The organism is Limosilactobacillus albertensis (assembly GCF_014145555.1).
Classification (GTDB): domain Bacteria; phylum Bacillota; class Bacilli; order Lactobacillales; family Lactobacillaceae; genus Limosilactobacillus; species Limosilactobacillus albertensis.
Window position 1 is genome coordinate 22451 of record NZ_JACIVD010000061.1, and the last position, 26955, is coordinate 49405.

Sequence of the window (26955 nt, forward strand, 5' to 3'; positions counted from 1 at the left end):
TAATTTCTTATGATGAATATTTATCGAAACCGTCTTAGCTATGACTTTGATTCACAAGGTAACACAATTGATGCAATGGTCGGGTTTAACGGCTTAAATGATACCGGCGAAACAGCAATGGCTACTATTAAAGTAACTAAAGAAATGCTTGGTGACGGTAAAACTTTTGATGATGTATCAAATAAAGATATTACGGAATTAGCTAAGCGAAAATGGATGCAGTATATTAATCCAGAAGTTAAACAAGAAGAAGTAGGCACTAAGCAAGAATAGGAGGTCAATTATGAATGACTTTCCACGATTAGATATTTGGGACGAACCTGGTCCTTTTCAGAATGCCCAAGCCTATGAGCAGAAAAATCACAATTGGTCGGTACTCCGCAATTACGGTAATTATGTTAGCTCATACCTAAAAGGCGTAACTGATGGCTGGGAAGTCCGTTGGGCAGCGCAAATTAATAAGACGCCACAGCCAAGTGAAATAGTTGATGCCCGGGTTGACGTTCTAGGTCATAGCTACCCAACCTTGAAGCAACACTTAGATGCAATTGAAGTTAATTCTGTTGAAGCGGAAGTCGATACTAATCGTCAGGGTGATCGAACAACTACACGGGCAATATTAAAGATACTTGACCTTTCGGAAAATAGTTCTGGTTTATCTTACCGTAAGCTTGGAACCGTTGAAGAAATTATTCCGCAATACGGTTATGCTGAATGTTTTATAGACGACTTGCATACACAAACAGCTTAGGAGGCGAGATAAATGGGCTTTTTTCCAACACGAGTTAAGTTATTTCAAAAAGATGCCAAAAAACGTAAGCATCAAGTCTTTCCGGAAACTGATCTTCATTCAATTGTTGACTTTGATGAATACCGCAGCACAATGGCGGATATTACTGAAGACTTGCAAAAACAAATTTGGGAATTACAGCGAAAGATTAACCGTTAGGAGGAATAGAATATGGGGTACAACGTTTATTTAAAAGACAAAGATGGTAATGATATATTGCCTGCCACGAGCTGGGCAACTATCCAAGGTAAACCTAATAATTTAGTAACATCAAATCAGTTACCAACTTTAACTGGTCAACAACGAGACGGCATTCAATTTGTTAATGGCGCCTATGATTGGGACCATGTTAACAATGGTTGGAACTGTTGTTACCGAATTGCAGATTTGGGTGGGTTCAAGTTAGTAGAGCTACGGTTAATGTTTGCTTTAAATAAAGACGTTACAGGTGGCTTAGCTCATGCAATCAAACTACCTAATATTATTAATCCTGATCAGAATATCGAAATGTGGTGTGCAACTAATATTGAAGGTACTTATGTGCACCATTCTGGAACTGATGTTGATATTGAGGTTCACTCAGGAAAATATCCAGCTAATACATTAGTCAGTTACTACAATCATTACCTCACAACTAACTAATAGGTGGTGATAATTTGGTACATTTGACAATTGAAGATGCTGCTAGCATTTTAAGTATTGGGTTAGTTCTCTGGGGTGTGTTGAAATTTGGCCTAACTGGTCCGTTAGAAACCGCCATTAAAGAATTACGCCAAACCATTAACCAAATGAACACTGATAATAAAGAACGTGATCGTGGAATAAGAGAAATTCTTGATAAACTATCGAAACATGATATGAAATTGACATCACATGAAACAAGGTTAAAAATTTTAGAGGAGGAACATAAGCATGAAAATGATTAATGATATTGTATATTGGTTTATTTCTTCAGGCACTGCAACGGTGCTTTTTATTTTTGCTTGGAAATATCTTAAACCAGTTTTGGAAGTTAAAAAGCTTCATGCAAAAACACTTCAAGAAAAAGAAGTATTAGATGTTCTTGAAAAACTTGCTGATACGACCGTCACAAGTTTAGTAAGTAATCAAGCTTTAACTGGTCACGATAAATTCAAGGAAGCAACTAAGATTGTTGGCGGCACACTGGTTGATAAAGGATTTAATGTAAGTCAAACAACCGTTGAACATGCTATTCAATCGGCTTACGAAAAGAGTGATTTAACGCCGACTAATCCTCAACCCAACCAGGTTAAAACTGGTATAACAGTCACTAATGCAACTATTCCAGCCGATAAGATTGAGGATATTTCAGCCGGACAAATTAAGACTGGTGTGATTACAAATGACTAGAGCATATGTAATTGATGTTTCTGCCTATCAACCACAGGCAACTTATTATGCGTTTTGGGAGAAATGGAAAGCACGTGGCGTTAGGGGAGCAATTATTAAGCTTTCTGAAAGCACTTATTGGCGCAATGCTTACGGTGCCGGTCAAATTGCAGCTGCTAAGCACATGGGTCTTAAAGTTAGTGGATACCACTTTAGTCGCTTTATTGGCGATGGTAACCGTGCACGCTTAGAAGCTAATACTGCGATTGCTACTGCTAACTCAATGGGATTAGAACACGGGAGTGCATTAGTCCTTGACTATGAGGAACGAGCAGGTTATCAATCAGCTAACACTTTAGCAGCAATTATTTTCTGTAATGCTGTTAAGCAGGCCGGCTTTGTGCCTGTTTTCTATTCTTACTCTGGTATGCGTGACCTGTGGGATTATGAAGCTATCTATAAAGCAACCGGTGCTAAATTATGGATTGCCTCTTATCCAACAATGTCAGGCGTAACGCAACCCGATTATGAATATTTCCCGGCTATTAGTACTCATACGGACGCTTGGCAGTTTAGTAGCAATGCCTGGGGCGAACAAATTGATATTAGTGTAGATTTTACGGGAGTGTTTACAATGGAAGAAAAAATAACAAGTGGTGGGAATTTAGATTCTGTCCGCTTTGATGGTAATAAGTTAATCGTTAGTGGTTGGTTTGCCTCAGCGCAAGCACAAGGGAAGCCATACGCTTACGCCATCATAACTAATGAACAAGGTAATCAGGAATATGGCCGAACACAAGTTAATATCACCAATCGACCAGATGTTCCTAAAGTTTATCCAGATATTCCAAATAGCGCTAATTCAGGCTTTAGTGCAAGCTTTGATTACACTAATCAAATGAAAGGACAGAAATTACATTTAATTTTCCGCTATACGGATGATTCTGCTGGCAATGGTAACTTTGTGGATTATGTATCATTGTTAGACCTAACAAAGAGTGCCGCTAGTCTTGATAATGTTGATACAGTAGTCTTTAGTAATAAACTTCAAGTAAATGGGTGGTTTGCTAGTGATATGTCACTGGGCTTAAATTACTGTTACTTAATTCTGTATGATGTAGCTAATAAATGTGAAATTCAACGAGTTAAGTACGAATCAATTCAACGTGATGATGTGCAAAAGACTTATCCAGCTATTTTCAATAGCAATTTATCAGGATTTAGCGGTCAATTTGATTACTCGCCAAACTTAGTCGGTCGTCAGTTGCAAGTAATTGCTCGCTATTCGGATAATGAGCAAGGCGAGGGGAATCATATTGATTATTGGTTTGACCCAATTAAAGGCCCAACAATGCCAGTGCTAGATGGTAAATCTGAAACAGAAGTATTAGTTCATGAATTTTCAGCAACAAAAGCTGCGAATAATTTGATTAGTTTGAAATTCAAATAATATACAAATCCCAACTAGGCTTTTTAATTTTTAGCTTAGTTGGGATTTTTGTTGTATAATATAGGTAATCATAAAACTTACTTGAGTCAGTCGTGGAAAAGGCTGGCTCTTTTTCGTATAATTTTTAATAGTAAGTTTTATGATTCGAGGTAATGTTTTATGAAATCAAAGAAAATTGGCAACTCTATAGGAATAGGTCTCGGCACTGTCTATATAGCTGTTGTTCTTTATTTAGAGGCAACTAAAAAATTGGACTGGAAAACATTATTAATTTTATTCTTATTTTTTGTTGTTTGGGGAATTATTGTTTTTGCTAATTTAGCGGCATTTTTTGAGAATAAAGAAATAAGTGTTCTAGGAATAAAAATTGCGTCAACTCATGATAAACTCAAGGCGCCTAATACTGAATCAAGCAACGAGTCAATACATAATCAATTAAATAAATTAGATGAAAAGATAAAAAAACTTGAATTAAATATGCGTGATATGAAACAAACATTAGTATCTCCTGATAAAAGAGATTTTCATAAAGAATTTGAGCAGTTTAAGCTAACGCAATCTTCATTTAATATTATGTTTTTAGAAAAATATGAATCCCCAAAGCGATTAAAAGAATTTGTAAAGTTAGTTGAAGAAGCTAGAGTTAGTAAATATGATTTATTAAATGATATTACATACCAAGAGTTGGTCGAAGATTATCGAAAAAATATTATTATTCAATTAAGCACAGTGCTAGAAGAAATCGCTAAAAACAATGTGTTCACAAATCTTCAGGAAACATTTGCAGATGCAGTTAATTCTGATTCAATTAATCAAGAAACATTTGATACAGTAAAAAAGCGATTAATTATGGATAATGATAACAATAAATTAGAAATCATTAGTACATTCTCTAAAGCTATTAATGATCTTAAAAAGCTCAAATAATAGGGTGATAATGATTTGATTAGTCTGAAGTTTAAATAGTATAAATTAATCCCTAGTGGTTGTTGCATTTTTGTAACGTCCACTAGGGATTTTATGAGTATATATAATAGGAAAGAAAGTTTTTAAAGTGGTCACGAATTGGTCACGGTCATGGGTATTATCTCTCTATTTCCCTAATTTATGCGGGGTTACGTACAAGGTTTTTTGCCCTGTGAAGGTAACGAAACCGGGTTTAGCACCATTTGGCTTATGGAGTCGTTTTGCTGGAAGATAATCAACGGGCACATTGTCGGAGTCACGACCTTTTGAAAAGTATGCGGCTAATTGGGCAGCCTCAAGGATCGTTTCCTCACTTGGATTAGTTGAGCGAACGACAACGTGGGAACCGGGAATATCTTTAACATGAAGCCAAATTTCATTTTTATTAGCAATCTTAAAACTTAGCCGGTCATTTTGAAGATTATTTTTACCGACTAAGACTGCTGTACCATCACTAGTATGAAATTCTTCAGGAGCGCTTACTTTAACTTTTCGCTGTTTTTTACCATGCTGTTTCTTTTTAATGTAGCCCTGTTCTTGCAACTCAAGTTTTATTTCTTGAATATCAGCGGGAGCCGCAAGCTTAATTTGATTTTCAATACTTTCAAAATACCGAATTTCGTCTTCTGTTATTTTGAGCTGTTCATTAACATAGTCAACAGATGTTTTAAGCTTATTGTACTTAGTAAAGTATTTTTGCGCATTACGAGATGGGGATAGCTCGGGAGAAAGTTTGATTTTTATTGGTTTATTTTCATCATAAAAATTTGGAAGTTCGATTTCTTTCATTCCAGGGGTTAATTTACTAAGATAAGTAGTAAGGATTTCACCACAAATACGGTATTGATCTGCAGTAGCGGCATCTTGTAACTGTTGTTGGAGTTTTTTAACTTTTCGCCGGTCTTTTTTAAGTTCATTTTTCAACACTTTTAGTACTTGACCCGCTAATTCTTTTGAACGGTCCTGTTCTGCTTTGTTAGCGTAAAAAGCGTCAAGAAGAGCTGATATTGAATTGAAGTGCTGTAGTTGTTCTTCAGGAGTATTGACGGGAGGAAAAGCAGCAAATTGTGTTTTTCCATTAGCCATTGTAATAATAACCGGATCAGGATTTTCAAAATGGTTAAGAAATTGCTGGTAAGCAGTTGGTAAGTTATCGCTTTGTAATAGTTCAGTCGCAAACTCTTTGGCTGAATCCTTGCCTAATCCCTGATAGTGTTGCTGTAGCTGATGCCCTAATTCTGTTAAATCAGAAGTCTGTTTTACAAGATCAGAGTAAATTTGATTTGGAAGGTAAGGATTTACTTTATCTTGTTTAGGAGGCATCACAAATGTAGCACCTGGGAGTAAGAGGCGGACACGATTTTGGTCTGAGCCGACATGCTTGATTGTGTCGATGATTTTACCTGTTTTACGATTAACTAGTGAGATGTTACTATGGCGAGCCATTATTTCGCTAATCAGAACCAATTGCTGACTATCACCCAGTTCATCCCTGGTATCAAACGTAATCTTGATAATTCGATCGTTATCAACTTGCTCAATCTTATTAATAATTGCTCCTTCAAGGTACTTCCGCATCGTCATGGTAAAATTGGTTGGCACAGCCGGATTCTTGTATGGAATGTCTGTAATTTGAATTCGTGGATAAGTTGGATTAGCGGAAATAAGCAATGGGTAATTATGCCGATGAGCGCGAATGGTGATAATTAATTCGGCAGGGTAAGGTTGACTAACTTTGGCTACCCGCCCAGTGGTTAATTTTTGATCTAACTCATGGACGATTGCGTGAGTGAAAAAACCATCAAAAGACATTAGTTAAACCTCCTATATTAATTGTTAAAACGAAAATAGCACTATTAATTATACAGTTTTGAATCATTAATGAAAAGTAATGTTACTTTAGTGGACATTTTTTTAGTTGGTTTAGAAGCGTCAATGTGGTATGCTTTTTGTATTATGTGGGTAAAATCCGCGTAAAAACGCAATTATTTTAAAATTATACAATTTTTAGAACATGGAGTTGATAAGATGAAAATTGCTGTTGTTACTGACAGCACTGCCTACCTTTCTCCAGAAGAGGCGGCGGCTAATAATATTCATGTTGTCCCAATCCCAGTAACATTGGATGGTCAAACATACCGTGAAGGTGTTGATATTTCCACCAGTGATTTTTATGAAAAGATGGCAAATTCAAGCTCTTTTCCTAGTACATCGCAGACACCAATTGGTCAGTTGATGGAAGTTTATCAGGGATTGGCTGATGATGGATATGAAGCTGTGATTAGTATTCATTTAACGCGGGCAATTACAGGTTATTTAGATACCGTCGAACAGCTCGCTGAACAAATGAAAGATATTATTAAGATCGTTCCGATTGACTCGCATCTAACTGTTAAGATGATGGGTTATTTAGCTTTAGAAGCAGCAAAATTAGCCAATGAGGGCGATGATTTAGACGATATCGTTAAGAAAGTAAAGGAATATCGCGATACTTTCAATAATGTTTTTGTAGTTGATGATTTACAAAACTTGGTTCGTGGTGGTCGTCTGTCAAACGCTTCTGCATTTGTTGGTTCAATTTTAAAAATCAAGCCATTATTAACAATGCATACGCCAACACATGCAATTGAAGCATTTGAAAAGGTTCGTTCAATGAAGAAAGCTAAGCTGCGTTGTGAGCAAATCTTTGATGAAGATATTGCCAAACTTGACTACCCGGTTCGCGCAATGGTCATTCATGCTGATGTTCCTGAAGAAGGGCAAAAATGGCTTGATAAGCTTCAAGAAGACCATCCAGATATTTCTTTTGAATTAAGCTACTTTGGTCCAGTTATTGGAGCTCACTTAGGTAAGGGCGCGTTAGCATTGGCGTGGATGCAAGATACAGCAAAGAAGCCTTTAGCATGAAAAAACAGACTTTAATTAAAACATTATTGGCAATTGCTGCTGGTATTTTAATGCTGTTAGTTTCATTTACCGGATTCCAAACTGTCCTGCCAACGGGCGAGGCATTTATGCCATTAGCTGGGGTAATCGCAGTCGGTACGGCGGTTGCGTTAGGAATTAACATCTCATTTATTGTTACTATTATTAGTACAATTATTATGTTCGTTTTGGGAACTGCTGACTGGGTTATCTTAGTTGATTTTATTATTGTTTTAATCGTTGTTGGACTGATTCTAAAAAAACAGGTTCCGCTAACTATTGATCTAAACCATCAGCAATTATTATGGTTGGCAATTTTTACCGGATTAGTACAATTATTTTTTATTTCAGCTTTCTATGGATTAATTGGATTAGTGCTTACCGGCAGCCCAACAGGTGGTTTAACATTCGTGCAGTTAATCATTCCCAATGCGTTGCTTACAGGATTATTATATGGCTTTTTAGTTGCACCAATTTCTTTAATCTTTCGCTGGGTTGCTCGAAAAGCTTTACATATTGATAACCACCATGATGATTCTAGTAATTCTGCGGGCACTAAGCACCAAGGATCAATAATTGTTGATTTGAGAAATTCTAAAAATAAAGATGATAAAAAATAAAGATTTCGGGAGCTAATCCGATTTCTAAAAATACTAAAGACAAACGACCAAAATCCGCTAACAAGGCTGAGCTTGGTCGTTTTTATCTTATTTATTTTTCAGCATTCCATTCGGCATGAAATTCAGCAAGATAATCAAGCATTACTTGTTGCCGATGGGCTGCTATTTTTTTAGCAGTAGCCGTATTCATCATATCTTTTAGATGTAGTAGCTTTTCATCAAAATGGTTAATAATTGTTTCATTAGCAAGGTTGCGGTATTCTTCACGAGACATATTATACCGTGGCTTGATTGCAGGATCATATATCTTTTCGTGATGACCACCGCCATAGTAGATTGCTCTTGTGATCCCGATTGCGCCGATTGCATCTAACCAGTCAGCATCACGAACAATTTGACCAACAATTGATAGATTAATTTGTTCACCATCGAGGGTATGGGCAAAGGAGATATTATCGATTACATCCATTATTTGCTGAACTTGGTCAGGAGAAAACTCATTTTTGTTGAGATACGCAATTAATTCTTCTTTGGCGGCATTGATGTTTTTGACTAGTTTTTCATCAATCGTGTCATGTAAGTATGCAGCAACAATTGGTAAAAACGGGTCCACATTCTCACCATTTGCTAGCCGTTTGCTCATTCTAACGACTCGGTTGATGTGATCCATCCCGTGACCAGTGCTATCCTGACCGAGCTTGCTAATCGTATATGCTTTGACCGCTGCTAATTGTTCTGTTTGATTCATTTTGTTACCTCTTTTATCTTTTGCTTACTTTATTTTAATACCTAATCAAAGAGGTGCCAATTCTTAAAAAGCCCATAGTCAAAAATAGGGCATCGCATCTCCTGAAAATCTCTTGTAAAATAGTACTTATATGAGGGAGGGGGATTAATAGTGAACTTATTATTTTCAATTAACGATAAATTTGTTGCGCAGTTGGCGACTGTCCTGCTTTCAATCAAGCTTAATACTAAACAGCAGGAGTTTAATGTTTATGTACTGCAAAAAGAAAAACTACAACGAGCTGCGGAGTTAGAGCGAATTTGTAGTAGGTTTAATATGCACTACCACCCGGTAACAGTAAATGATGATTTGTTTAGCAAGGCACCGGTCACTGATCGTTATCCAACAACCATTTATTATCGTCTGCTTGCGCATGAACTATTGCCAGCAAGTCTACATAAGGTTTTATACCTCGATGCCGATGTTTTATGTGTAAATGATCTGACGAGTCTTTATAATATTCCATTAGATGACTACCTATATGCTTCCGCAATTCACACTAATCTTACTAATACGACTGATGTGATTAACAAGATTAGACTGCAAAATTTTGATGCAGACGGCTATTACAATTCGGGAGTATTATTGATGAACTTGGATAATATTCGTAAAAAAGTACAAGCAAAGGATATTTTTGCCTATATCCGAAGCCACACGCTTTTATTGCCGGATCAAGACGTCCTCAATGCTCTCTATGGACGCGATATTAAATCAGTTCCAGACCAGTTATATAATTTTGATACACGGAAAGGAACAATTTATGAAACAATCTCGTTTGGGGAGTGGACGACTGATTGGGTGTTAAAAAATACGGTTATCTTACATTATTGCGGTCATGATAAGCCATGGTTAACCGACAAGAATACGGGACGCTATACGGCGCTTTACAAAAACTACTTTCAGATGACCAGCCGAATCTTGAATAACTAATAAAAGCATCGTGCTAATGAATGAGTTTCATAACACGATGCTTTTACTGGTTAACGACTTAGTAAAGGATAACGGCAGCTGGTGCAGTAATCCAGTAAAGGAGCGCTAGTATAATCAATGTTAAGGGGATGAGTATTAAGCACCTTTTCTGCCATGTGATTCGTCGCTTATAGGCCTTTGCCTGCTTGACCAATTCAGGAGAAACTTCTAAGTGCTGTTCAGTAATTTTTGCTTTATCTAGGCTAGCCTGCTTATTATAATCTTTTCCGTTGAGGTGGAAGTGAGCGCCATAGACAATATTGTAGATCTTCCATTCACCGTTTTCGGCTTCTCGTCCAAAGACAACGTAATCGGTCCATTGTTGACGCTTAAATGAAGAATTGAATTGTGATAAAACATTAACTTCATTGTCTAAGCCAAATGCTTGTACTTTTGCAATTATAACGTTAGCTGATACTTGTTTAGCAGCTAACATCTTACCACGATTTACCATTACATCGTCAATAATGCCTTCCGCAGCCTTATTTTTAATTTCAACCTGCATTGTCTTAAGGAAGGTATATCCTAACTGTTGCTTGAGAATGTTTAAGTAATCATGATTACCGGTAAAGCAGCGACGAATTGATTGTCCGTAGGTAAACTGAGCTTTAGCATAGGTATCAATTAAGTTTTGAACTAATTCATCGTCTAACTGGTGGGCATATGCTAAGTTAATTTGATGCTCTTCCAAACTATTTTTAAATCTGGAAATAGTCATATTAGGCATTAGCATCCATTTAGCTAATCCGGCAACTTTACGGGTATCGCTAGTTTCGTGAATGCTAATAATTAGCCTTTTTACGAATGAATAAAGATAAATAATGACACCAACGAGAAAAATAAAGATAATAATGCTGTTTGCACCATTAGATGAGCTACCAGAATAGCTTCTTCCCGTTCCGCCCCCGGTAGAAGTATGATGATGACTACCACCGCCAGTCGAGCCCATTGATGCGAAAGCTGATTGGATTGTCAATAATTTAATAAATATTGTAAGGGAGATTATTTTTAAATACTTAAATGGTTTAATGATAGTAATCCTCTTCTAAACTTATTAATCGGCTTATTATAGCATATTACTAGATAATCGTTTTAGCACTGAAGGAGTACTAGTTTTGTGTTTAGCCGATTAATAGAGCTACTTCAAAAGCAACTCATCATGAGCTAAAAAGCTTTCGTTAAATTTAGTGAGGGGATGAAAGTAAACTTTGCCAAATTCATCAATTAATCCGTGAAAGTCTTTTGCCATTTCAACTGTAAAATCATTATTTAACTGATACAGTTTAGCAAGACTACGATAATCAGTTAAGTTTTGAATCCCAAGAAGGGTAAAAAGGGTGCGGGCATACTTATCACTAATAAAGGTTGGGACTTCAAAGACATAAGTTAGCAATACATCCGCCGTTTCTTCGCCGACCCCGTGTAGTTGGAGCAGGTGGTGACGCAAATCAGCGCCAAAGATATTTTTTATGGCAGAATAATCAAAATTATATTTATCGAGCCATGAAAAAATGTTATAAATGGCCTTGCTCTTATTACGGAAAAAGCCAGCCGGGCGAACAGCATTTTGTAATTCTTCGGTTGTCATTGCAAGGATTAAAGAAGGTTTAAAATCAGTTTGTTTCTTAAATAACAGTCGTGCGCGATCTGCATTTCGCCAGTTTGTATTTTGAATCAAGATTGCACCGATAATAATTTCTTCTTTGGAGTCAGCAGGCCACCACCCGGAAGGCCCCATATTTTGACGCATTTTCCAATAAAGTTCTTGAACAGTTAGTTTCATTTTACTTTCCCCAGAAAAATTTTATTAAAATCTTATTGACTTGTGGGCTACGGTGAAGCAGTTCATGTTTAGCATCTGGCCCGGTGATCTTAATTTCACGATAAGAACGGGTACGGTTATTGACGAGATATTTAAGCGATTGGCAAGAAGCATTTGATACTTGACTATCATTGCCATCCTTTAAGTCTCCGTATATATTTAAGAGTTTGATTTGAGTTGGGTAACGGTGACGAAGGGGCAGCAGTTTTTGATAAGTATCGTTCATTGAAGATGGCTTCCCAGTCTTTTTATTGGTTGTCAGGTTAGCCGGTTCATTCCAGCCAATTGCGCCGTCGAATGTTCCAGCCATCGCTACTTGTTTTTGAATTTGCGGTAGATTATGATTGCCGGCATTAGCAAGCAGGTAATACATAACAGCCATATTTCCCATTGAATGAGCTTCAATATTTACTTTTTTAAAATGATATTGTGCTTGTAATTCTTCAAGGACATTTTTAACCCACTGTCCCTGGAGCACGTAGTCTGTTGTTCGACTATTATCAAAATTAACCATCACTAAAGGATTAATTGCGTTATGGGCAATCTTTCCCTTAAGCGTAACAGTTCCATTGCTTGCTACATCTGCTGTAATAACAGTTTTTGAGACACCAGCCTTAACAAAACCATTGACCATGTATTCTTCAGCGTGGGCACCACTCCCGTACCCATGAAAGAAAAGGGTAGGTGTAGTAGAATGAACATATTTGTTAGAGATATCAGCATGGACTCCTGTTCCTATAAGGCTAAAGCACATGGTTGCCACTAGGAGGGTAATTAATGATATTAGGTTAAATTTTTTTGGTTTAGTCATAAAAAAAGCCTTCTTTTACTATTTAGTGATATCATAGCATATTGAAGGACTAACTTTTAAGAGGTAATGCTTGTATTTAAAATGTAAAATATGTTACAGTATTATGGTTGTCAAACGAATAACACATTAATTATGGAATGAGAAGGGAAGGTAATACGATGGAAATCAAACAAGCTAAAATGGATGATTTAAATCAAATTATGGAAATTCTGCGAGATGGTCGTAACCAATTAGCTGAGCAAGGAATCGATCAATGGCAGGGTGATTACCCGAACGAAGAACATATTAAAGAAGATATTGAAAAAGGCTTTGCGTACCTTGTTCAATCTGACGATGATGAGACTGTTGGGGCACTATCAATTGTTGAAGCACCGGACCACTCATATGACGAACTTCATGGGGATTGGTTAATTGATACTGATAAATATGTTGTTATTCACCGAGTAGCAATTCACTCAAACCATGCCGGTAAAGGGTATGCTTCCCAGTTGTTTACCAGTGTAATCGACTATATCAAGAACAATCGAAAAGAAATTAAAACAATTCGGATTGATACGCATGTTGATAATAAAATCATGCAACATTTGATTGCCAAGAACGGCTTTACTAAAGTCGGGGAGCTTCATGGCGTTTACAGACCTGAAGAGAATTCATACGTTTACGCTTTATTAACAGGTAACTAATAGAAAGCGAGGGATTAGGAACCATTCCTTAACCTCTCGCTTTTTTAATTTTTAAAACTATGAACTGGGGCAGGGATAAGACCACCACGGTTAATCATGGCCGTACTTGCTGCTTTATTAACGGCCATTACTGGGGCATGACCTAATAGACCGCCAAATTCAACGGTATCGCCTACCTTTTTGCCAGGTGCTGGAATAACGCGTACCGCAGTTGTTTTATTATTGATCATTCCAATTGCAGCTTCATCAGCAATCATTGCACTGATAGTTTCTTTTGGTGTATCACCAGGAATTGCAATCATATCAAGACCGACTGAACAAACCGCAGTCATTGCCTCTAATTTCGAGATATTTAGAGTTCCGGCATTAACGGCTTTAATCATTCCGGCGTCTTCAGAAACGGGGATAAATGCTCCCGACAATCCGCCAACGTGACTACATGCCATAATTCCGCCTTTTTTAACGGCATCATTTAACATTGCTAGTGCGGCAGTCGTGCCATGTGTTCCAACCTGAGCAACACCAATTTCTTCTAAAACTTCAGCAACTGAATCGCCCGCTGCAGCAGTTGGTGCCAGCGAAAGATCAACAATTCCAAATTGAACTCCTAATTTTTCGGCAGCAACGGTTCCTACTAATTGGCCCATTCTTGTAACTTTGAATGCTGTTTTCTTAATTGTTTCTGCGACGACATCCATCGAGGCACCCTTTACTTTTTCAAGGGCTGTTTTAATAACCCCCGGACCGGAAACACCAACATTAATTACAACATCAGGTTCACTAACGCCGTGGAAACCACCAGCCATGAAAGGATTGTCTTCAACAGCATTGCAGAAGATAACTAGTTTAGCGTTAGTCATCATATCGAGCTTGGATCCTTCAACGACTACTTCGCCCATTTGCGCAACCGCGTCCATATTAATTCCGCTACGGGTAGAGCCGACATTTACAGATGCGCAGACGAAATCCGTTTCAGCTAGTGCTTCTGGCAATGAGGAAATAAGGGTGCGGTCACCATTTTGGTAGCCCTTTTGAACAAGAGCGCTATATCCACCGATGAAGTCAATTCCCAGAGTCTTAGCAGCCTTGTCCAACGTTTTTGCATATTTAACATAATCATGATCATGAGAAGCAGCAGCAATTAGCGAGATAGGGGTAACAGTTACCCGTTTATTAGCAATCGGAATTCCGTACTCGGTTTCAATCTGATGGCCAACCTTAACTAAATCTTTTGCTTTGGCGGTAATTTTCTCATAAATTTTTTGGCAAGCAATATCACTATCGCTGTCAATACAGTCAAGTAATGAAATTCCCATTGTAATTGTCCGAACATCGAGATTTTCATTTGAAATCATATGACTGGTTTCATAGATTTGCTGTGAATTCATTAAAATTTGCTCCTTAAATTAAAGATTATGCATTGCATCGTAAATTTTGGTATTTCGTAGGTTGATTTCAACACCAATCTCTTTACCAAGAGCGGTAAAATCGTTGTTTAATTGATGACTATCAAGATCATTAGGGATCATTACCGACATCATCATGACAAAGTTTCCATCCATAATAGTTTGCGAGACGTCTAAAATATTGATCTTTTTATCAGCAAGGAGGGCGCTAACCTTGGCGATAATTCCAACTTGGTCCTCTCCTAATACAGTTACTACAGCTTTCATTAAAATATCCTCGCTTTCTTTTAATGATTTTAATTGTAATATAATGATTCTGACATTTCTATAAAAAGAATTGATTTAATTAAAAATGTCGATAGTAAAAAATGGCACCTCAAATGTGGGATGCCGTTTTTGGGTAACAGGTAATATATCCTAAAACGCGCCTGGCTTAGCGATGTAGTCATCAACACCGTCAGGATTACCCGACCATTTGAACTTATCATACCAGATAGAGTGTTTTTCCGTATCTAGCTGGTCAATTTGCTCAATCTCGTTTGGTGATAGGGTAAAGTCGAAAATATCTGCATTTTCTTGCATTCGTTGCGGATGAGTCGTCTTAGTAAGGACAATAAAGTTTTGCTGAATTTCCCAGCGAAGAATAACCTGGGCCGGAGTTTTCTGGTGATGCTCAGCGATTTTAGCAATAACATCATTTGCTAACAATCGTCCATTGCCAAGGGGCGACCAAGCTTCAAGCTGAATATTCTTTTGATGACAAAAATCAACAATCTCTGGTTGATGAATGAGGGGATTAAATTCAATTTGGTTTACAGCCGGCAAAACTTTGGCATGATCAAGTAAGTCTGTCATTCTTTCGACGTTAAAATTGCATACTCCAATTGCTTTTGCTTCACCATCGGCATAGATATCTTGTAGTGCCCGCCAGCTTTCGTTATATTTATTGTTTACCGGCCAATGAAGTAAGAGTAGGTCAACATAATTAGTTTGCAGTTTCTGGAGTTGTGCGGAAAAAGCCTTGCGTAACTTATCATAATTGCCTTGATCGCCATTAAAAATTTTAGTTGTTAAAAAGATGCTTGCTCTTTTTCGGCCTGTGGAGGTTAGACCGTCCTGAATTCCTTTTCCTACTGCTTCTTCATTGCCGTATTGTTTGGCAGTATCGATTAGAACATAGTCGTTTTCAATAGCTTCTTTTACCATTTGGCGGGTTTCGTTTAGCGATGTCTTCCAGACGCCCAGACCAAGCTGCGGCATAAGCAGGCCGTTATTTAATTTGATTTTAGATTGAAGATCTTGATTCATTTAATTACATACTCCTTTCTAATAAGTAATTATAGCAGTGATTTATTATTTAGAATAAAACTAGCCACTACTTGTTGATAAAGTCAGGGGCTAGTTATACTGCTAGTAATATAGTTGCATTTCGTTTGCGAGCATGATGAAAGGACCAGTGCCTTTATGGTCATTTGCAACGATTGGCTCACTCATGTAATAAGCAAAAGAACCATCTCGGTGGTTAGGGCCGCCTAATCCACCAACGTGCGCAATTTTATTAACATTCACAAATCCTTCGTTAGTAATAGAGATAAATTGTTTTAAGGCATTTTCCCATCCGCTAACTAAGAACTCCTGCCAGCTATCATCGTTTAAGTAACCCATTCTTAGTGACTTTGCAATTGCATTGAGGATCATTAAGCTACCAGAAGATTCAAGGTAATTCATCGGGCGGTTGCCTTCATCAGGTATTTGATACCAGAGGTTAGTACTGGGATCAGCAACGTTTCTTAAAGCAGTCAGCAGTTTATTAAGATTTTGTAGAATTTGTTCACGACCAGTATTATCTTCAGGCAAATGTTCGATAACATCAGTCATTGCCATTACATACCAACCGAGACTTCGTAACCAGAAATGAGGTGAATGACCATTTTCTTTATTTGACCAATACATTTTTCTCGATTCGTCAACAGCATGATAGCAAAGCTTAGTCTCTTCATCTATAGCAATTTCATATGACTTAAGGAATTGATGAATAACATCATCGTACGAAGGATTATCTTGAAAGTTTTCTAAGTATTCAGCATAAAAAACATCGCCCATATATATTCCGTCAAGCCAAACTTGATTAGGATAGCTCTTCTTGTGCCAGAATAGGCTGCTTGCCGTTCGTGGCTGATTTTGTAACTGTTGAAATTGTCTATCTAATACTCTCTTATATTTTTTGTCATTAGTTAACTTATAAAGTTTTAGTAGTACTTTTCCATTATTAATATCATCTAAACGGAATAGCGACGGATCGTAGCCTTTTACAGCACCGTTTTCGCTGATATAGGTGTCAAAATAATGCTTAATATAGTCTAAATAGGACTTATTGTGTGTCCTTTCGTAAACACTCATAACCCCGTCTAGCATTAAGCCATCTTCATATTCCCATTTGCCTTTTAAGTTTACTTCTGGTTCTCGTTTTAATAAGGTCTCAACCGTTCGTACCGCCCAATCATCTGCAGGGTTACCATATTCTTTAGTCATAATTTAGATCTCCTTTAATTACAGGTTAAGAGTTAAATTCTAATTATTAATATTGTGGAATACCTTTTTCCCATTGTTGTTTGAAACACTGATATCAGATAGTTTGCAGTTCTTTGTATTCTCAATAAAGAAACCTTTCTGTGTCAATTTTGGTGCGTCCGCAAACATTGCAGGTTTTACTGGGGGACATTTAGCATCAAGGCAAAAAGAACTATTTGAAATATTTACGTCTTCTATTGGCATTTCAGGCAGCCCATAAATCAAGCTAACACAAGATTTTATATGCATAACGCTGAGTTGGGAAATACGGATATGCTTAATAGCAGGAGTTGCTGTTGAGATAGGGTAGGGAGCTTTATCCCAGACTATCTTATCCATGCCTTTTTCTCCACAGAAATAATAGAGGTTCATTACTATCGGGCAAAGGACATTATTCATTGAAATATTATCAATTGTAATGTTCTCGATAATCCCGCCTCTGCCACGACGGGTTTTAAACCTAATTCCTCGATCGGTATTCATAAAAGTACAGTTATTAATGGCAATATTACGAATACTACCGCTCATTTCGCTTCCAAGCACAACCCCGCCATGTCCATGCAGCATATTGCAATTAGAAATGACGATATTTTCACAGGAAAGCTTTTGCGACGCATCTTCTGTTCCAGCTTTTATTGCGATACAATCATCACCAACGTCAAATATGGAATTGACAATGCGAAGATCATAGCAAGATTCGGGGTCAATGCCATCCGTATTAGGAGAATCAAAAGGATTCTTTACAGAAACGCCATCAATTAAACAATCATTGCAGTCAAAAGGATGAAGTGTCCACGATGGGGAATTAATGAAATGTAAATCCTTTATTTTAATGCGTTGAGAGTGTTCAAGTGAGAGAAGATAAGGACGCGCATGATCAATCTGTTTATTTTTCTCATGGAATTCTTTCCACCATGAAAAACCATTTCCATCAATGGTTCCTGAACCATCGAGAACAACATTATTAATGTGGTTGCCAAAAATGCAAGCACGATATAAAGATGTTTCCCGTCCTTCCCACCTAGAAATGATAACTGGGTAGTCATGACGATCATCAGAAAATACTAATTTTGCATTTGCTTCAATTGTAAGATGAAGATTACTGCAGAGATTAAGTGATCCAGTGTAAAAGGTTCCACCGGAGAGAATTAAGTGACCACCTTCAGTATTTCTTAGTTGATCAATTGCTTTTTGTACGTATAGCTTATCTTTATTTTGACTTTTAGCAAAAAGGAATAGCGGCTTTTCATTAACAGTCATATTGCCAGCCTCCATAATTTTATCGTTAACATTATATAACATAAAAGCGCTTTCAATAATATTGTAAATAATTGATCATAGTATGTCAATTTTAGTATATATGACTTATAAAAATATTTTTTATCTTTGCGTAACGTTGATATCAAAACGTTTATGACAATTAAACAGAAACCGCTTTCATAAATTCATTGATTAACAAAAAAGTTAGATGTATATTTAAGTTGTAGATGTTAACGCTAACATTTGCGTTTCCTTATTCCATATTTCCTTATTCAATTTCTGTAATTGTTTTTATTTATTCATTATGGAGGGATAAATATGGCTTCAAACGAATCTACTCCTAGTTCACCATCTGGCAAACATAGGATTACGCTTATCACAAAACTGGGTTATGGTTTTGGTAACTTTATTGGTGGTGGGGCATTATCAATTTCTTCTGCCTGGCTGCTATTCTTCTATACTACTTTTTGTAATCTGCCGGTCTGGCAAGGAACATTAATTTTTACAATTGGAACTTACCTCGATGTTATTGAAAACCCACTAATGGGGTATATTACTGATAACTTTAATAACACACGTACTGGTCGAAAGTTTGGCCGCCGTCGATTTTTCATTCTACTAACAGTACCGCTGATGTTTTGGTATCCGTTATTGTGGCAAACAGGCAAGTCCTTTGCTTATTACTTAATAACCTACTTGATTTATGAATGGTTTTATACAATGTTTAATGTACCATTCAAGACATTGCCGGTTGAGATGACGAAAGATTATACTGAGCGGTCACAACTGACAGGATTTATGTCTGTTTTTGGAAAAGTTGCTGGATTTGTAACTTCAGCATTACCAGGTGTATTTTTTGTTTTACTTGGTAAAAATAATCCTCGATCTTACCAAATGGCTGTTTTAACATATGCTGCCGTAATGGCACTTGCTGCTTTATGTGTATACCTTGTTACTTGGGAACTGCCAGTTAGTGAAGTTAAATCAGAACACGTTAATGGCTTTTGGGATGGCTTTAAGAAGATATTTGTAGATATTATTTCCACTATGCGTAATAAGAGTTTCCGTTGGCATATTGGGATGTATGCTTTTGGATTCGGTGGTGAATGGCTATTTGCTGCTACTAATACATACTTCTTTATCTTTGTACTAGCACAGACAAATGTGTTTGTTTCAGAAATTAACTCAATTAATAATATCTTACAATTAATTTCGACATTCTTTATTATGTGGGTTTTTGCAAAATATGGTAAAGCCTCTAAGCCGTACATGTTAGCATTGACGACGGTTATCGTTTCAATGATTGCTTGGTGTTGCGTATGGTTTGCTGGTGCAACTTCAATGACTTGGTTAATCTTTGCTATTAGTATCGTTTACGGTTTAGGAACTGGTGCTGTTTACTATATTCCATGGGCTAACTATTCATACATGGCCGATGTTGATGAAGCAATTACTAATCGTCGTCGAGAAGGTATTTATTCCGGTGCCATGACAATGATGGGGAAAATTATGCGTGCTACGATTATGCTTATTCTAGGATTTGTTCTTACAGAAACTGGATTTGTTAAGGGACGTGCAACTCAACCGCTAAGTGCTCAATGGGGAATTGTTTTAATTCTCTTAGTCGGTGTTTGTGGTCTTGAACTTCTTGGTATTTGGAGTTCTAAACATATGCATGTTAACCGTGATACATTAAAGATTCTGAATGATGAAACTAAACGTCGTCATGAGGGTGGAAGACCAGAAGATGTTGATCCAAAGACTAAAGCCGTTGTAGAAGATCTTACTGGATTTAAGTACGACCAATGTTATGGCAACAATAATGTTGGGTATCATGAGAAAACAGATCATGCTAAGCGGGTTTCTACGACCCACTAATTTAAATGTTAGAACAGTAGAAGTTGAGTTTGAAAGAAAACTCAGCTTTTTTTATAGTTGAGGTGGAACTATGCCAATAATTAATATATTTCCTAATCAAAACATTCAAAGTGTTTTAGATAAGTACCAAAAAGACATTGAAGCAGTTGAAAAAACAGTTATTATCATTCATGCAGGCATTTATAACCAGCGTGTTCATGTCATTGGACGTAATATTAAAATCTTAGGCCAGGGAATAGTCGTTATTAGTAACAGTTTGGGAGCTAAGCAGATAGGACATAATCAAACATTTCATACAGCTACTTTTTTATGTGAAGGAGAAAATATTGAAATAACTAATTTGATTATTATTAATAATGCTGGTTTGGGTGATAAGGTTGGTCAAAGCATCGCATTATATTTAAATGGCGATAAGTTTTACTTGAACGATTGTATAATGCTTTCTTACCAAGATACTTTATGCTTAGGTCCAGTAATTCAAGTGAATAGAGATAAAACAATTACCAGCACCCCAGTAAAGAACCACCAGTTAAAAAAAGCTAGATATGTTTTTCGCAGATGTACTGTTCAGGGAAATATTGATTACATTTTTGGTGGAGGAAGTGCACTCTTTTTTAACTGCAAGATAAATAGTGTTTTTAGTAATGAGGGTGAGAGTTATATCTGTGCGCCTTGTACTAATCATGGTAGAAAGTATGGCTTTATATTCTACCATTGCATGATTAATAGTAAAGGAAACCAACAAGCCAATTATTTAGGGCGGCCATGGCGAGAATTTGCCAAAGCTTATTTTATTAGTTGTAAGATGTCGTCAAATCTGCTTAAAAAGGGCTGGCATTATTGGGGGAATGATCCTGTCTCAGTGAAAAAAGCCGATTTCAGGGTCTATCAGCCTAATGGTAAGATGGTATGTCAACAATGGACATTGATTTCTGATTCTGTTGAAGACAAATTAATTGATTCATTACAAAGATATTTTAATATTAGTCTTTAATATTTATAAATTATATTCACGTGAACATTATGGTGCTACTGAAATTATCCTATAAAAATTGGTCGTTATTATTGATTACTTACGTCAGTCTTTGCTATTATTTACACTAACGAATCATTTGGTTGAAGGAGATTAGTATCTAATGAACGATAAAGTTACGATAAAAACAATTGCAAAGATTGCAAATGTTTCTCACACCACCGTATCACGAGCCTTAAATGATAGTCCTTTGGTTAAAGAGAAAACTAAAAAGGAAATCAGGGATATTGCAGAAAGACTAAATTATTCGCCTAACTTAAATGCTAAGGCGTTAGTTGAGCATCGATCGTTCATTATCGCCGTTTACTTTACTGATCTAAATAGTGGGACATCTCCTAGCTTCATGTCAGAAATGCTCCATCAAATAAAAGAAATGTTACCAGCTGGGTATGAGATAGCAGTAGATAGTTTTGCCGGATTGCGTCAGGCAAATCAATCAATTAATTTACGATTTGATGGGGCGTTAGTTGTCAGTCAGTCTGTGAGTGATGACCTATATATTGACCAGTTAGCAAAAACGGGAAAACCGGTAGTAGTCTTGAATAGAAAAATTGATCGTGATGATCTTTTTAACTATGCCTCTGATGATTATTCAGGAACCGTTACGGCAATTGAATACTTGTTGCGAATGGGGCATCGCAAGCTAGGGATTATTTCCGGTAAAGAGGAGTTTACGTCCTCTCAAAATCGGTTAGCGGGTTTTCTGGATACATTACAAAAGCATAATATTACTCGTAATGATAACTGGGTTGCAACTGGTGATTACAGTGTGCAGTCCGGCTATAATGCAATGGAGAAAATCTTAAATTCCGGTGACCTTCCTACTTGTATGTTTGTGTCAAATGATGACATGGCAATGGGGGCAATGCGCGCTTGCGAAGATTACGGCTTTAGTATTCCAGAACAAATTTCGTTTATGGGATTTGACGATAGTGCATATTCAAATTACTGTATTCCGCGACTAACGACCATTCGAAAGCCGGTGCGTGAAATTACTAACAATGGAATTAAAACATTAAATAGCCTAATTAATAATGAAAGTCCAGAAACAGTTCAAGCAATGAATATAAAACCTTCTTTAGTCGTTCGGGAATCAGTGAAAAAAATAAATTAGTTATTTTTTTCACAAAAATTGTTAACGTTTTCAAAAATATGTGGTATTATACAATTGTTAAGGAAATCGCTTTCAATCAAATGAAATGATAGAACTATCCTTAGCGATTGCAATCATTCACAGTAGTTACTGTTAAGAAGTTGTGAAAGAGCAACTTTTAATTTTATAGATAAATGTTCACGTGTGCGTTTTCTTGCTCTTTAGATATTAAGGGAGGTCATACCGTTGGATACCACATCTGTTAAAGACAATACTGGAAATGGATCAGCGAAAGATACCACGGTAACGAAAACGGATAACTTTAATAAAAAGATTCCTACTCATCAAAAGATTTTTTATGGCTTTGGTGATTTTGGAAATGGTTTTATGTTTGATTTGGGTCAAGCTTATTTGACAAAATTCTGGATTGATGCAGCTGGAATTGGTGCTGGTGCAGTTGCAGGAATTTTCGCTTTTACTAAGATTTTTGATGCCTTCATGGATCCGATTGCTGGTTCCTTTGTTGATGGGCGGAAAAACATTGGTAAACGGGGAAAGTTCCGTCCAGTAATGATGATTTCAGCAATTATTCTTGGTATTATGACAGTTATCACGTTTACGATGCCAATGGGGTTAACAACAACACAAAAGATTATCTACGCTTATGCTGTTTATATGATTTGGGGCGTTGTGTACTCATTTACTAACGATCCATATGGGTCACTAGCATCGGTTATGTCGCGGAACCCGCAAGATCGAAGCTTTATGGCAACTACTCGTCAAGTTGGTTCTGTTGGTGCCCAATTTATTGCTGGGGTTGCGTTTATTCCATTAATGGAGCTTGTCGGCGGTGGAATGAGCAGTAAGGACCAGCTTCATGGTTACTTCTTTGCAGCTGCTGTGTTTGCTGTCATTGGTGTTGCTATGTTTGCGGTTTGTTATTTTGGAACAAAAGAAAATGTTAAGGTTCACCGTGATAAAAATGCTAAGCGTGAAGGATTTAAGGACTATATTAAAGTTGTCTTTACTAACGGACCGCTTGGGGCGTTAATTTTGATGACATTGTTCACGATTTCAGCCATGAATACGAATAATCAAATGATGGTCTTTTATGCTCAATATAATTTAGGAAACATTGGGTTACAGCCAGTTATCAATGCTGTAATGATGGGTTGCTCAATTGTTGGGGTATTCATGATTCCAGCATTGACTAAACGTTTTGGCCAAAAGCGAACTGCAATGTGGTCATTTGTTGTTGGTGCAATTGCTAATATCTTAAACTTCTTCTTACCAAGCAATGTAATCACTTTTATTGTGCTCGTAACAATTGGTTATACTGCTTTGGCTATTCCAAACGGGATTACATGGGCTATGGTTTCTAACGCCATTGATTACGGTGAATGGCACACTGGAATGCGGAAGGAAGGTATTACATACGCTGCCTTTAACTTCTCGCGAAAGATTGCGCAATCAATTGCCGCGCTGGTTAGTGCTGGTGTATTAGCAGTTACCGGTTATGTTGCTAATGCTCATCAGACTGCCCGTACATTGCAAGGAATCAAGGCCGCAATGACCCTTTATCCTGGCTTTTGTTTGATCATGGCTGCAATTATTATTGGTTTCTTATACAAGATTAGTGATAAGAAATTTAAACAAATTGCGACCGACCTTGATAATGGTAAGTGGGAGCACGGTGTCATTGGTGATGAAGACGTTAAGGACTAAACTGATTGGTTTTGATGTAAGATAAAGATTATAGGAGGAATAATCATGACATTACTTGATAGAGATTTCTTACTAACTAACGAATGGGGTAAAAAGTTATTCTTTGACTATGCTAAAGATATGCCAATCATTGACTTTCACTGTCATCTGAACCCAGAAGAGATTTATGAGAACAAAAATTATGCAAACATTACTAGGGTGTGGATCAACGAAGATCACTATGGCGACCATTACAAGTGGCGCTTGATGCGGGCAAATGGTGTACCGGAAGAATTAATTACTGGAGACGCTGATGATTACGAAAAGTTCTTAGCATGGGCAGGAACGATTGAAAAAGCTGTTGGTAATCCGGTTTATGAATGGACCCATCTTGAGTTACGGCGTTTCTTCGGGATCGATAAACCCTTGACACGGAAGAATGCTCCAGAAGTTTGGAAGAAAGCTAATGCCCTCCTTCAAACGGATGATTTTAAACCACGTAACCTGATTAAGCTTTCCAATGTTAAGGCTGTCTGCACAACCGATGATCCGGCATCAGACCTTCATTATCATAAACTGTTGAAGAAAGATGAACGGGAAAACGGTTTTAGAACATTACCAGCAATGCGGCCTGACAATCTAATTCAAATTAATAAGCCAACTTTTGCCGAATACCTTAAGAAGCTAGGTAAAGTTTCCGGTGTCGAAATTAACTCTTTCCGTGATTTGATCAAGGCAATGGATCAACGTTTCCAATACTTCAATGATATGGGTGGTCGTCTCTCTGACCATTCACTTCTTACTTACCATTATGCAGAAGCTACTGATGATGAACTTGATGCCATTATGAAGAAGGCAGAAGCAAATGAAGAAGTGACAGGAATTGAATATGATAAATGGCTTACGATGTTCCTTGAAGAAATGATGAAGTTAAATACTAAATACAATTGGACAATGCAATTCCACATTAATTCAATTCGGGATCTTAATCACCCAATGTTTGAACAGCTTGGTCAAGACACTGGTTATGATGCAATGGGAACTCAACCCGATATTGTTTCTCATATGCAAAAGCTTTACACTAAGATGCGTGATACAAATGATATTCCAAAGACCATCTTCTACTCATTAAATCCAAATGACTGGATGCAGCTAGTTACATTAATGGGCTGCTTCCTTGAAGGTGGTAAGCAACGGATGCAATTAGGTGCTGCTTGGTGGTTCAATGATACTGCTGAGGGAATGACTACGCAGCTACGTGATTTTGCTCAACAAAGCCTTTTGCCAAACTTTGTCGGGATGCTAACCGATTCGCGGAGTTTTCTTTCATACCCACGTCATGAGTACTTCCGACGGGTATTATGTAACTTTATTGGTAGCTTGGTTGAACAAGGGCGGGCACCTGAAGATAAAGAATACCTTGGTAAGATTGTCCAAGATATTGCTTACAACAATGCTTATGAATACTTTGGCTTCTTTAATGATGCCACTCCTGACGAATTATTTACTAAGCATGAAAATCCATTTCAATATTAAAATTTAAGTAATACGAGGAGTGATGGCAGAGAGGTCATGACTCCTTTTTGGTAAAGGAGAAATCTGATAATGAAATATCCAGGCGAGCCATTAAACATTTTGCATACAATCGGACTAAAAGAATTATATCCGCTTATCCGAATCAGCTTTTCGGTTGATGATCAATTTGATGTGGAGCGCTTTAAAAAAGCAATAATACAATGCAATGAGGTTGTTCCAGAGCTTTTTTCAAAGTATGTGCTTGAAGATAATTCATTTATTCCGGTAACCGATGATTTGGAAGGGGTCTTATTTATGGGACTTGATCCCGATATTGACAGTGAACGCTGGGATTTGTTTGCAGACCCTCAATTACGAATTTATTTAAATGAAGCAAAAGACGGTTATAAGATTACTATTTACCTTAGCCATATTTTGACCGATGGAGCCGGTGGTAAACAGTTTTTATATTTATTGGCATCAGCATATAATACAGAAAAAATTGATGAGGTGAACCATCAGGATATTGATTGGTTACGACAATTGCTTAAAGAACATCCGGTTAAGACTAATCGGCAGGTAGATCACCCTGCAAAGCCATTAACAATGCCTGCTCTCGCTGATGGTCAAGGAAAAAAGCGAAGAACGCTAACAGTTAGATTAAGCAAAGACGAAACAAAGCAATTGTGTCAAGCCGCTCATCATAAGCACGTAACGTTAAATGACCTCTTTATGGCTGCGTTTGGGCAGGCAGTTCAGCGTTATGCCGACACTGATGAAATAGCTTTAGCATGTCCCACTGATATGCGGCAATTTATTCCAGGAGCTGAACAGCTACGAATTGCTAATCATACTTCACGGTATAATATTGCAATCAAATCAGATTTGCGACAACCATTTGAAACGGTCGTCAAGGCAGTCCATCAAACAATGGCAAACAACAAGCAGAAATTTCAATGCTTTCAGTCAATTAAAGAATTAATTGATAAGTATGACCAGTATCCGCTTGCTGAACTACAGCAGATTGTGGAGGATAATTATCATGTTCGCAATATTTCATATACAAATTTTGGTATTATTGATCCGCAACGCTTTACTTTTGCTGATTGTGCAATTACAGATTTTTCAATGCTGGGAACATATCGGAAATACCCAATGTTTCAAGTGGCAATTAGCACTTATTGCGGACAGATTAACCTATCTTTTGCAATGATCGGTAGTGATGCGGAAGAACGAATGGCCAGGGCAGTAGTGTTAACCATGCGGGACCTATTGCGTGAATATTTCTTAAGATTTAATTAGTAACTTAAAGCGGCTATTTA

Annotated in this window: 28 protein-coding genes; 18 read left to right on the forward strand and 10 right to left on the reverse strand. The window is 37.2% G+C overall.

The window, feature by feature from the left end:
- Positions 1 to 9: 9 nt before the first annotated feature.
- From H5S41_RS04835 to H5S41_RS04870, 8 genes are all read left to right on the forward strand, one after another.
- Positions 10 to 273, forward strand: coding sequence for a hypothetical protein (locus H5S41_RS04835; RefSeq protein ID WP_182602537.1), 264 nt, complete (start codon positions 10 to 12; stop codon positions 271 to 273).
- A gap of 10 nt (positions 274 to 283) precedes the next feature.
- Positions 284 to 751 carry an alpha-amylase gene (locus H5S41_RS04840; RefSeq protein WP_182602538.1) on the forward strand — a complete coding sequence of 156 codons (468 nt, stop codon included), beginning with the start codon at positions 284 to 286 and terminating at the stop codon, positions 749 to 751.
- 12 nt (positions 752 to 763) lie between these two features.
- Positions 764 to 949 (forward strand): hypothetical protein, encoded by a 186-nt coding sequence (locus tag H5S41_RS04845; RefSeq protein WP_182602539.1) that lies wholly within the window; start codon positions 764 to 766, stop codon positions 947 to 949.
- Between the two features lie 12 nt (positions 950 to 961).
- Complete coding sequence (locus tag H5S41_RS04850; RefSeq protein ID WP_182602540.1) at positions 962 to 1432, forward strand: hypothetical protein; 471 nt, start codon at positions 962 to 964, stop codon at positions 1430 to 1432.
- A gap of 14 nt (positions 1433 to 1446) precedes the next feature.
- Positions 1447 to 1716, forward strand: coding sequence for a hypothetical protein (locus H5S41_RS04855; protein ID WP_182602541.1), 270 nt, complete (start codon positions 1447 to 1449; stop codon positions 1714 to 1716).
- Positions 1703 to 2161, forward strand: coding sequence for a phage holin, LLH family (locus tag H5S41_RS04860; protein ID WP_182602542.1), 459 nt, complete (start codon positions 1703 to 1705; stop codon positions 2159 to 2161). The genes H5S41_RS04855 and H5S41_RS04860 overlap by 14 nt, the downstream gene beginning before the upstream one ends.
- Positions 2154 to 3590: a GH25 family lysozyme gene (locus H5S41_RS04865; protein ID WP_182602543.1), complete on the forward strand. Its 1437-nt coding sequence runs from the start codon at positions 2154 to 2156 to the stop codon at positions 3588 to 3590. The genes H5S41_RS04860 and H5S41_RS04865 overlap by 8 nt, the downstream gene beginning before the upstream one ends.
- Positions 3591 to 3749: 159 nt before the next feature.
- Positions 3750 to 4517, forward strand: coding sequence for a hypothetical protein (locus H5S41_RS04870; protein WP_182602544.1), 768 nt, complete (start codon positions 3750 to 3752; stop codon positions 4515 to 4517).
- A gap of 165 nt (positions 4518 to 4682) precedes the next feature.
- Here H5S41_RS04870 and H5S41_RS04875 read toward each other — a convergent pair whose 3' ends face one another.
- Positions 4683 to 6368, reverse strand: coding sequence for an NFACT RNA binding domain-containing protein (locus tag H5S41_RS04875; RefSeq protein WP_182602545.1), 1686 nt, complete (start codon positions 6366 to 6368; stop codon positions 4683 to 4685).
- Between the two features lie 216 nt (positions 6369 to 6584).
- On the opposite strand from H5S41_RS04875, the gene fakB reads away from it, so the two are divergent.
- Together fakB and H5S41_RS04885 are read left to right on the forward strand one after the other, a co-directional pair.
- Positions 6585 to 7463 carry a fatty acid kinase binding subunit FakB gene (fakB, locus tag H5S41_RS04880; RefSeq protein WP_182598303.1) on the forward strand — a complete coding sequence of 293 codons (879 nt, stop codon included), beginning with the start codon at positions 6585 to 6587 and terminating at the stop codon, positions 7461 to 7463.
- Positions 7460 to 8101: a hypothetical protein gene (locus tag H5S41_RS04885; protein ID WP_182598302.1), complete on the forward strand. Its 642-nt coding sequence runs from the start codon at positions 7460 to 7462 to the stop codon at positions 8099 to 8101. Before fakB ends, H5S41_RS04885 begins: the two co-directional genes overlap by 4 nt.
- 91 nt (positions 8102 to 8192) lie before the next feature.
- On the opposite strand, the gene H5S41_RS04890 is transcribed toward H5S41_RS04885, so the two are convergent.
- Positions 8193 to 8849 carry an HD domain-containing protein gene (locus H5S41_RS04890; RefSeq protein ID WP_182598301.1) on the reverse strand — a complete coding sequence of 219 codons (657 nt, stop codon included), beginning with the start codon at positions 8847 to 8849 and terminating at the stop codon, positions 8193 to 8195.
- Positions 8850 to 8999: 150 nt separating this feature from the next.
- On the opposite strand from H5S41_RS04890, the gene H5S41_RS04895 reads away from it, so the two are divergent.
- On the forward strand, positions 9000 to 9818 hold the full coding sequence (locus H5S41_RS04895) for a glycosyltransferase family 8 protein (RefSeq protein WP_182598300.1): 819 nt from the start codon (positions 9000 to 9002) through the stop codon (positions 9816 to 9818).
- 58 nt (positions 9819 to 9876) lie between these two features.
- Here H5S41_RS04895 and H5S41_RS04900 read toward each other — a convergent pair whose 3' ends face one another.
- The 3 genes from H5S41_RS04900 to H5S41_RS04910 form a co-directional block, all read right to left on the reverse strand.
- Complete coding sequence (locus H5S41_RS04900; RefSeq protein ID WP_220483228.1) at positions 9877 to 10806, reverse strand: hypothetical protein; 930 nt, start codon at positions 10804 to 10806, stop codon at positions 9877 to 9879.
- 189 nt (positions 10807 to 10995) lie between these two features.
- A complete protein-coding gene (locus tag H5S41_RS04905) occupies positions 10996 to 11640 on the reverse strand; it encodes an endonuclease III domain-containing protein (RefSeq protein ID WP_182602546.1) in 645 nt (214 codons plus the stop codon).
- Between the two features lies 1 nt (position 11641).
- Positions 11642 to 12490 carry an alpha/beta hydrolase gene (locus H5S41_RS04910; RefSeq protein ID WP_182602547.1) on the reverse strand — a complete coding sequence of 283 codons (849 nt, stop codon included), beginning with the start codon at positions 12488 to 12490 and terminating at the stop codon, positions 11642 to 11644.
- A 158-nt stretch (positions 12491 to 12648) separates the two neighbouring features.
- Between H5S41_RS04910 and H5S41_RS04915 the strand changes: the two genes are divergently transcribed.
- The gene (locus H5S41_RS04915; protein ID WP_153709622.1) at positions 12649 to 13173 is read left to right on the forward strand and encodes a GNAT family N-acetyltransferase; all 525 of its coding nucleotides are present in this window, start codon (positions 12649 to 12651) and stop codon (positions 13171 to 13173) included.
- Positions 13174 to 13217: 44 nt separating this feature from the next.
- Here the strand turns inward: H5S41_RS04915 and H5S41_RS04920 are convergent, their stop codons facing one another.
- The 5 genes from H5S41_RS04920 to H5S41_RS04940 all read right to left on the reverse strand — a co-directional run bounded on the left by H5S41_RS04920 (position 13218) and on the right by H5S41_RS04940 (position 18410).
- Complete coding sequence (locus H5S41_RS04920; RefSeq protein ID WP_182602548.1) at positions 13218 to 14561, reverse strand: PFL family protein; 1344 nt, start codon at positions 14559 to 14561, stop codon at positions 13218 to 13220.
- Positions 14562 to 14579: 18 nt separating this feature from the next.
- A complete protein-coding gene (locus H5S41_RS04925) occupies positions 14580 to 14846 on the reverse strand; it encodes an ACT domain-containing protein (RefSeq protein ID WP_182602549.1) in 267 nt (88 codons plus the stop codon).
- A gap of 150 nt (positions 14847 to 14996) precedes the next feature.
- Positions 14997 to 15887, reverse strand: coding sequence for an aldo/keto reductase (locus H5S41_RS04930; protein ID WP_182602550.1), 891 nt, complete (start codon positions 15885 to 15887; stop codon positions 14997 to 14999).
- 102 nt (positions 15888 to 15989) lie between these two features.
- Complete coding sequence (locus tag H5S41_RS04935; protein WP_182602551.1) at positions 15990 to 17111, reverse strand: glycoside hydrolase family 88/105 protein; 1122 nt, start codon at positions 17109 to 17111, stop codon at positions 15990 to 15992.
- Between the two features lie 39 nt (positions 17112 to 17150).
- Positions 17151 to 18410, reverse strand: coding sequence for a glycoside hydrolase family 28 protein (locus tag H5S41_RS04940; protein ID WP_182602552.1), 1260 nt, complete (start codon positions 18408 to 18410; stop codon positions 17151 to 17153).
- Between the two features lie 318 nt (positions 18411 to 18728).
- Here H5S41_RS04940 and H5S41_RS04945 point away from each other — a divergent pair, with 318 nt between their 5' ends.
- The 6 genes from H5S41_RS04945 to H5S41_RS04970 all read left to right on the forward strand — a co-directional run bounded on the left by H5S41_RS04945 (position 18729) and on the right by H5S41_RS04970 (position 26935).
- Positions 18729 to 20288 carry an MFS transporter gene (locus tag H5S41_RS04945; protein ID WP_182602553.1) on the forward strand — a complete coding sequence of 520 codons (1560 nt, stop codon included), beginning with the start codon at positions 18729 to 18731 and terminating at the stop codon, positions 20286 to 20288.
- A gap of 70 nt (positions 20289 to 20358) precedes the next feature.
- Positions 20359 to 21282, forward strand: coding sequence for a pectinesterase family protein (locus H5S41_RS04950; protein WP_182602554.1), 924 nt, complete (start codon positions 20359 to 20361; stop codon positions 21280 to 21282).
- A 142-nt stretch (positions 21283 to 21424) separates the two neighbouring features.
- A complete protein-coding gene (locus H5S41_RS04955; RefSeq protein ID WP_182602555.1) occupies positions 21425 to 22435 on the forward strand; it encodes a LacI family DNA-binding transcriptional regulator in 1011 nt (336 codons plus the stop codon).
- Positions 22436 to 22660: 225 nt separating this feature from the next.
- Positions 22661 to 24139 (forward strand): glycoside-pentoside-hexuronide (GPH):cation symporter, encoded by a 1479-nt coding sequence (locus tag H5S41_RS04960; protein ID WP_153709617.1) that lies wholly within the window; start codon positions 22661 to 22663, stop codon positions 24137 to 24139.
- A 45-nt stretch (positions 24140 to 24184) separates the two neighbouring features.
- Positions 24185 to 25654, forward strand: coding sequence for a glucuronate isomerase (gene uxaC / locus H5S41_RS04965; protein ID WP_153709616.1), 1470 nt, complete (start codon positions 24185 to 24187; stop codon positions 25652 to 25654).
- A gap of 69 nt (positions 25655 to 25723) precedes the next feature.
- Positions 25724 to 26935: a condensation domain-containing protein gene (locus H5S41_RS04970; protein WP_182602556.1), complete on the forward strand. Its 1212-nt coding sequence runs from the start codon at positions 25724 to 25726 to the stop codon at positions 26933 to 26935.
- The last annotated feature ends 20 nt before the right edge of the window (positions 26936 to 26955 follow it).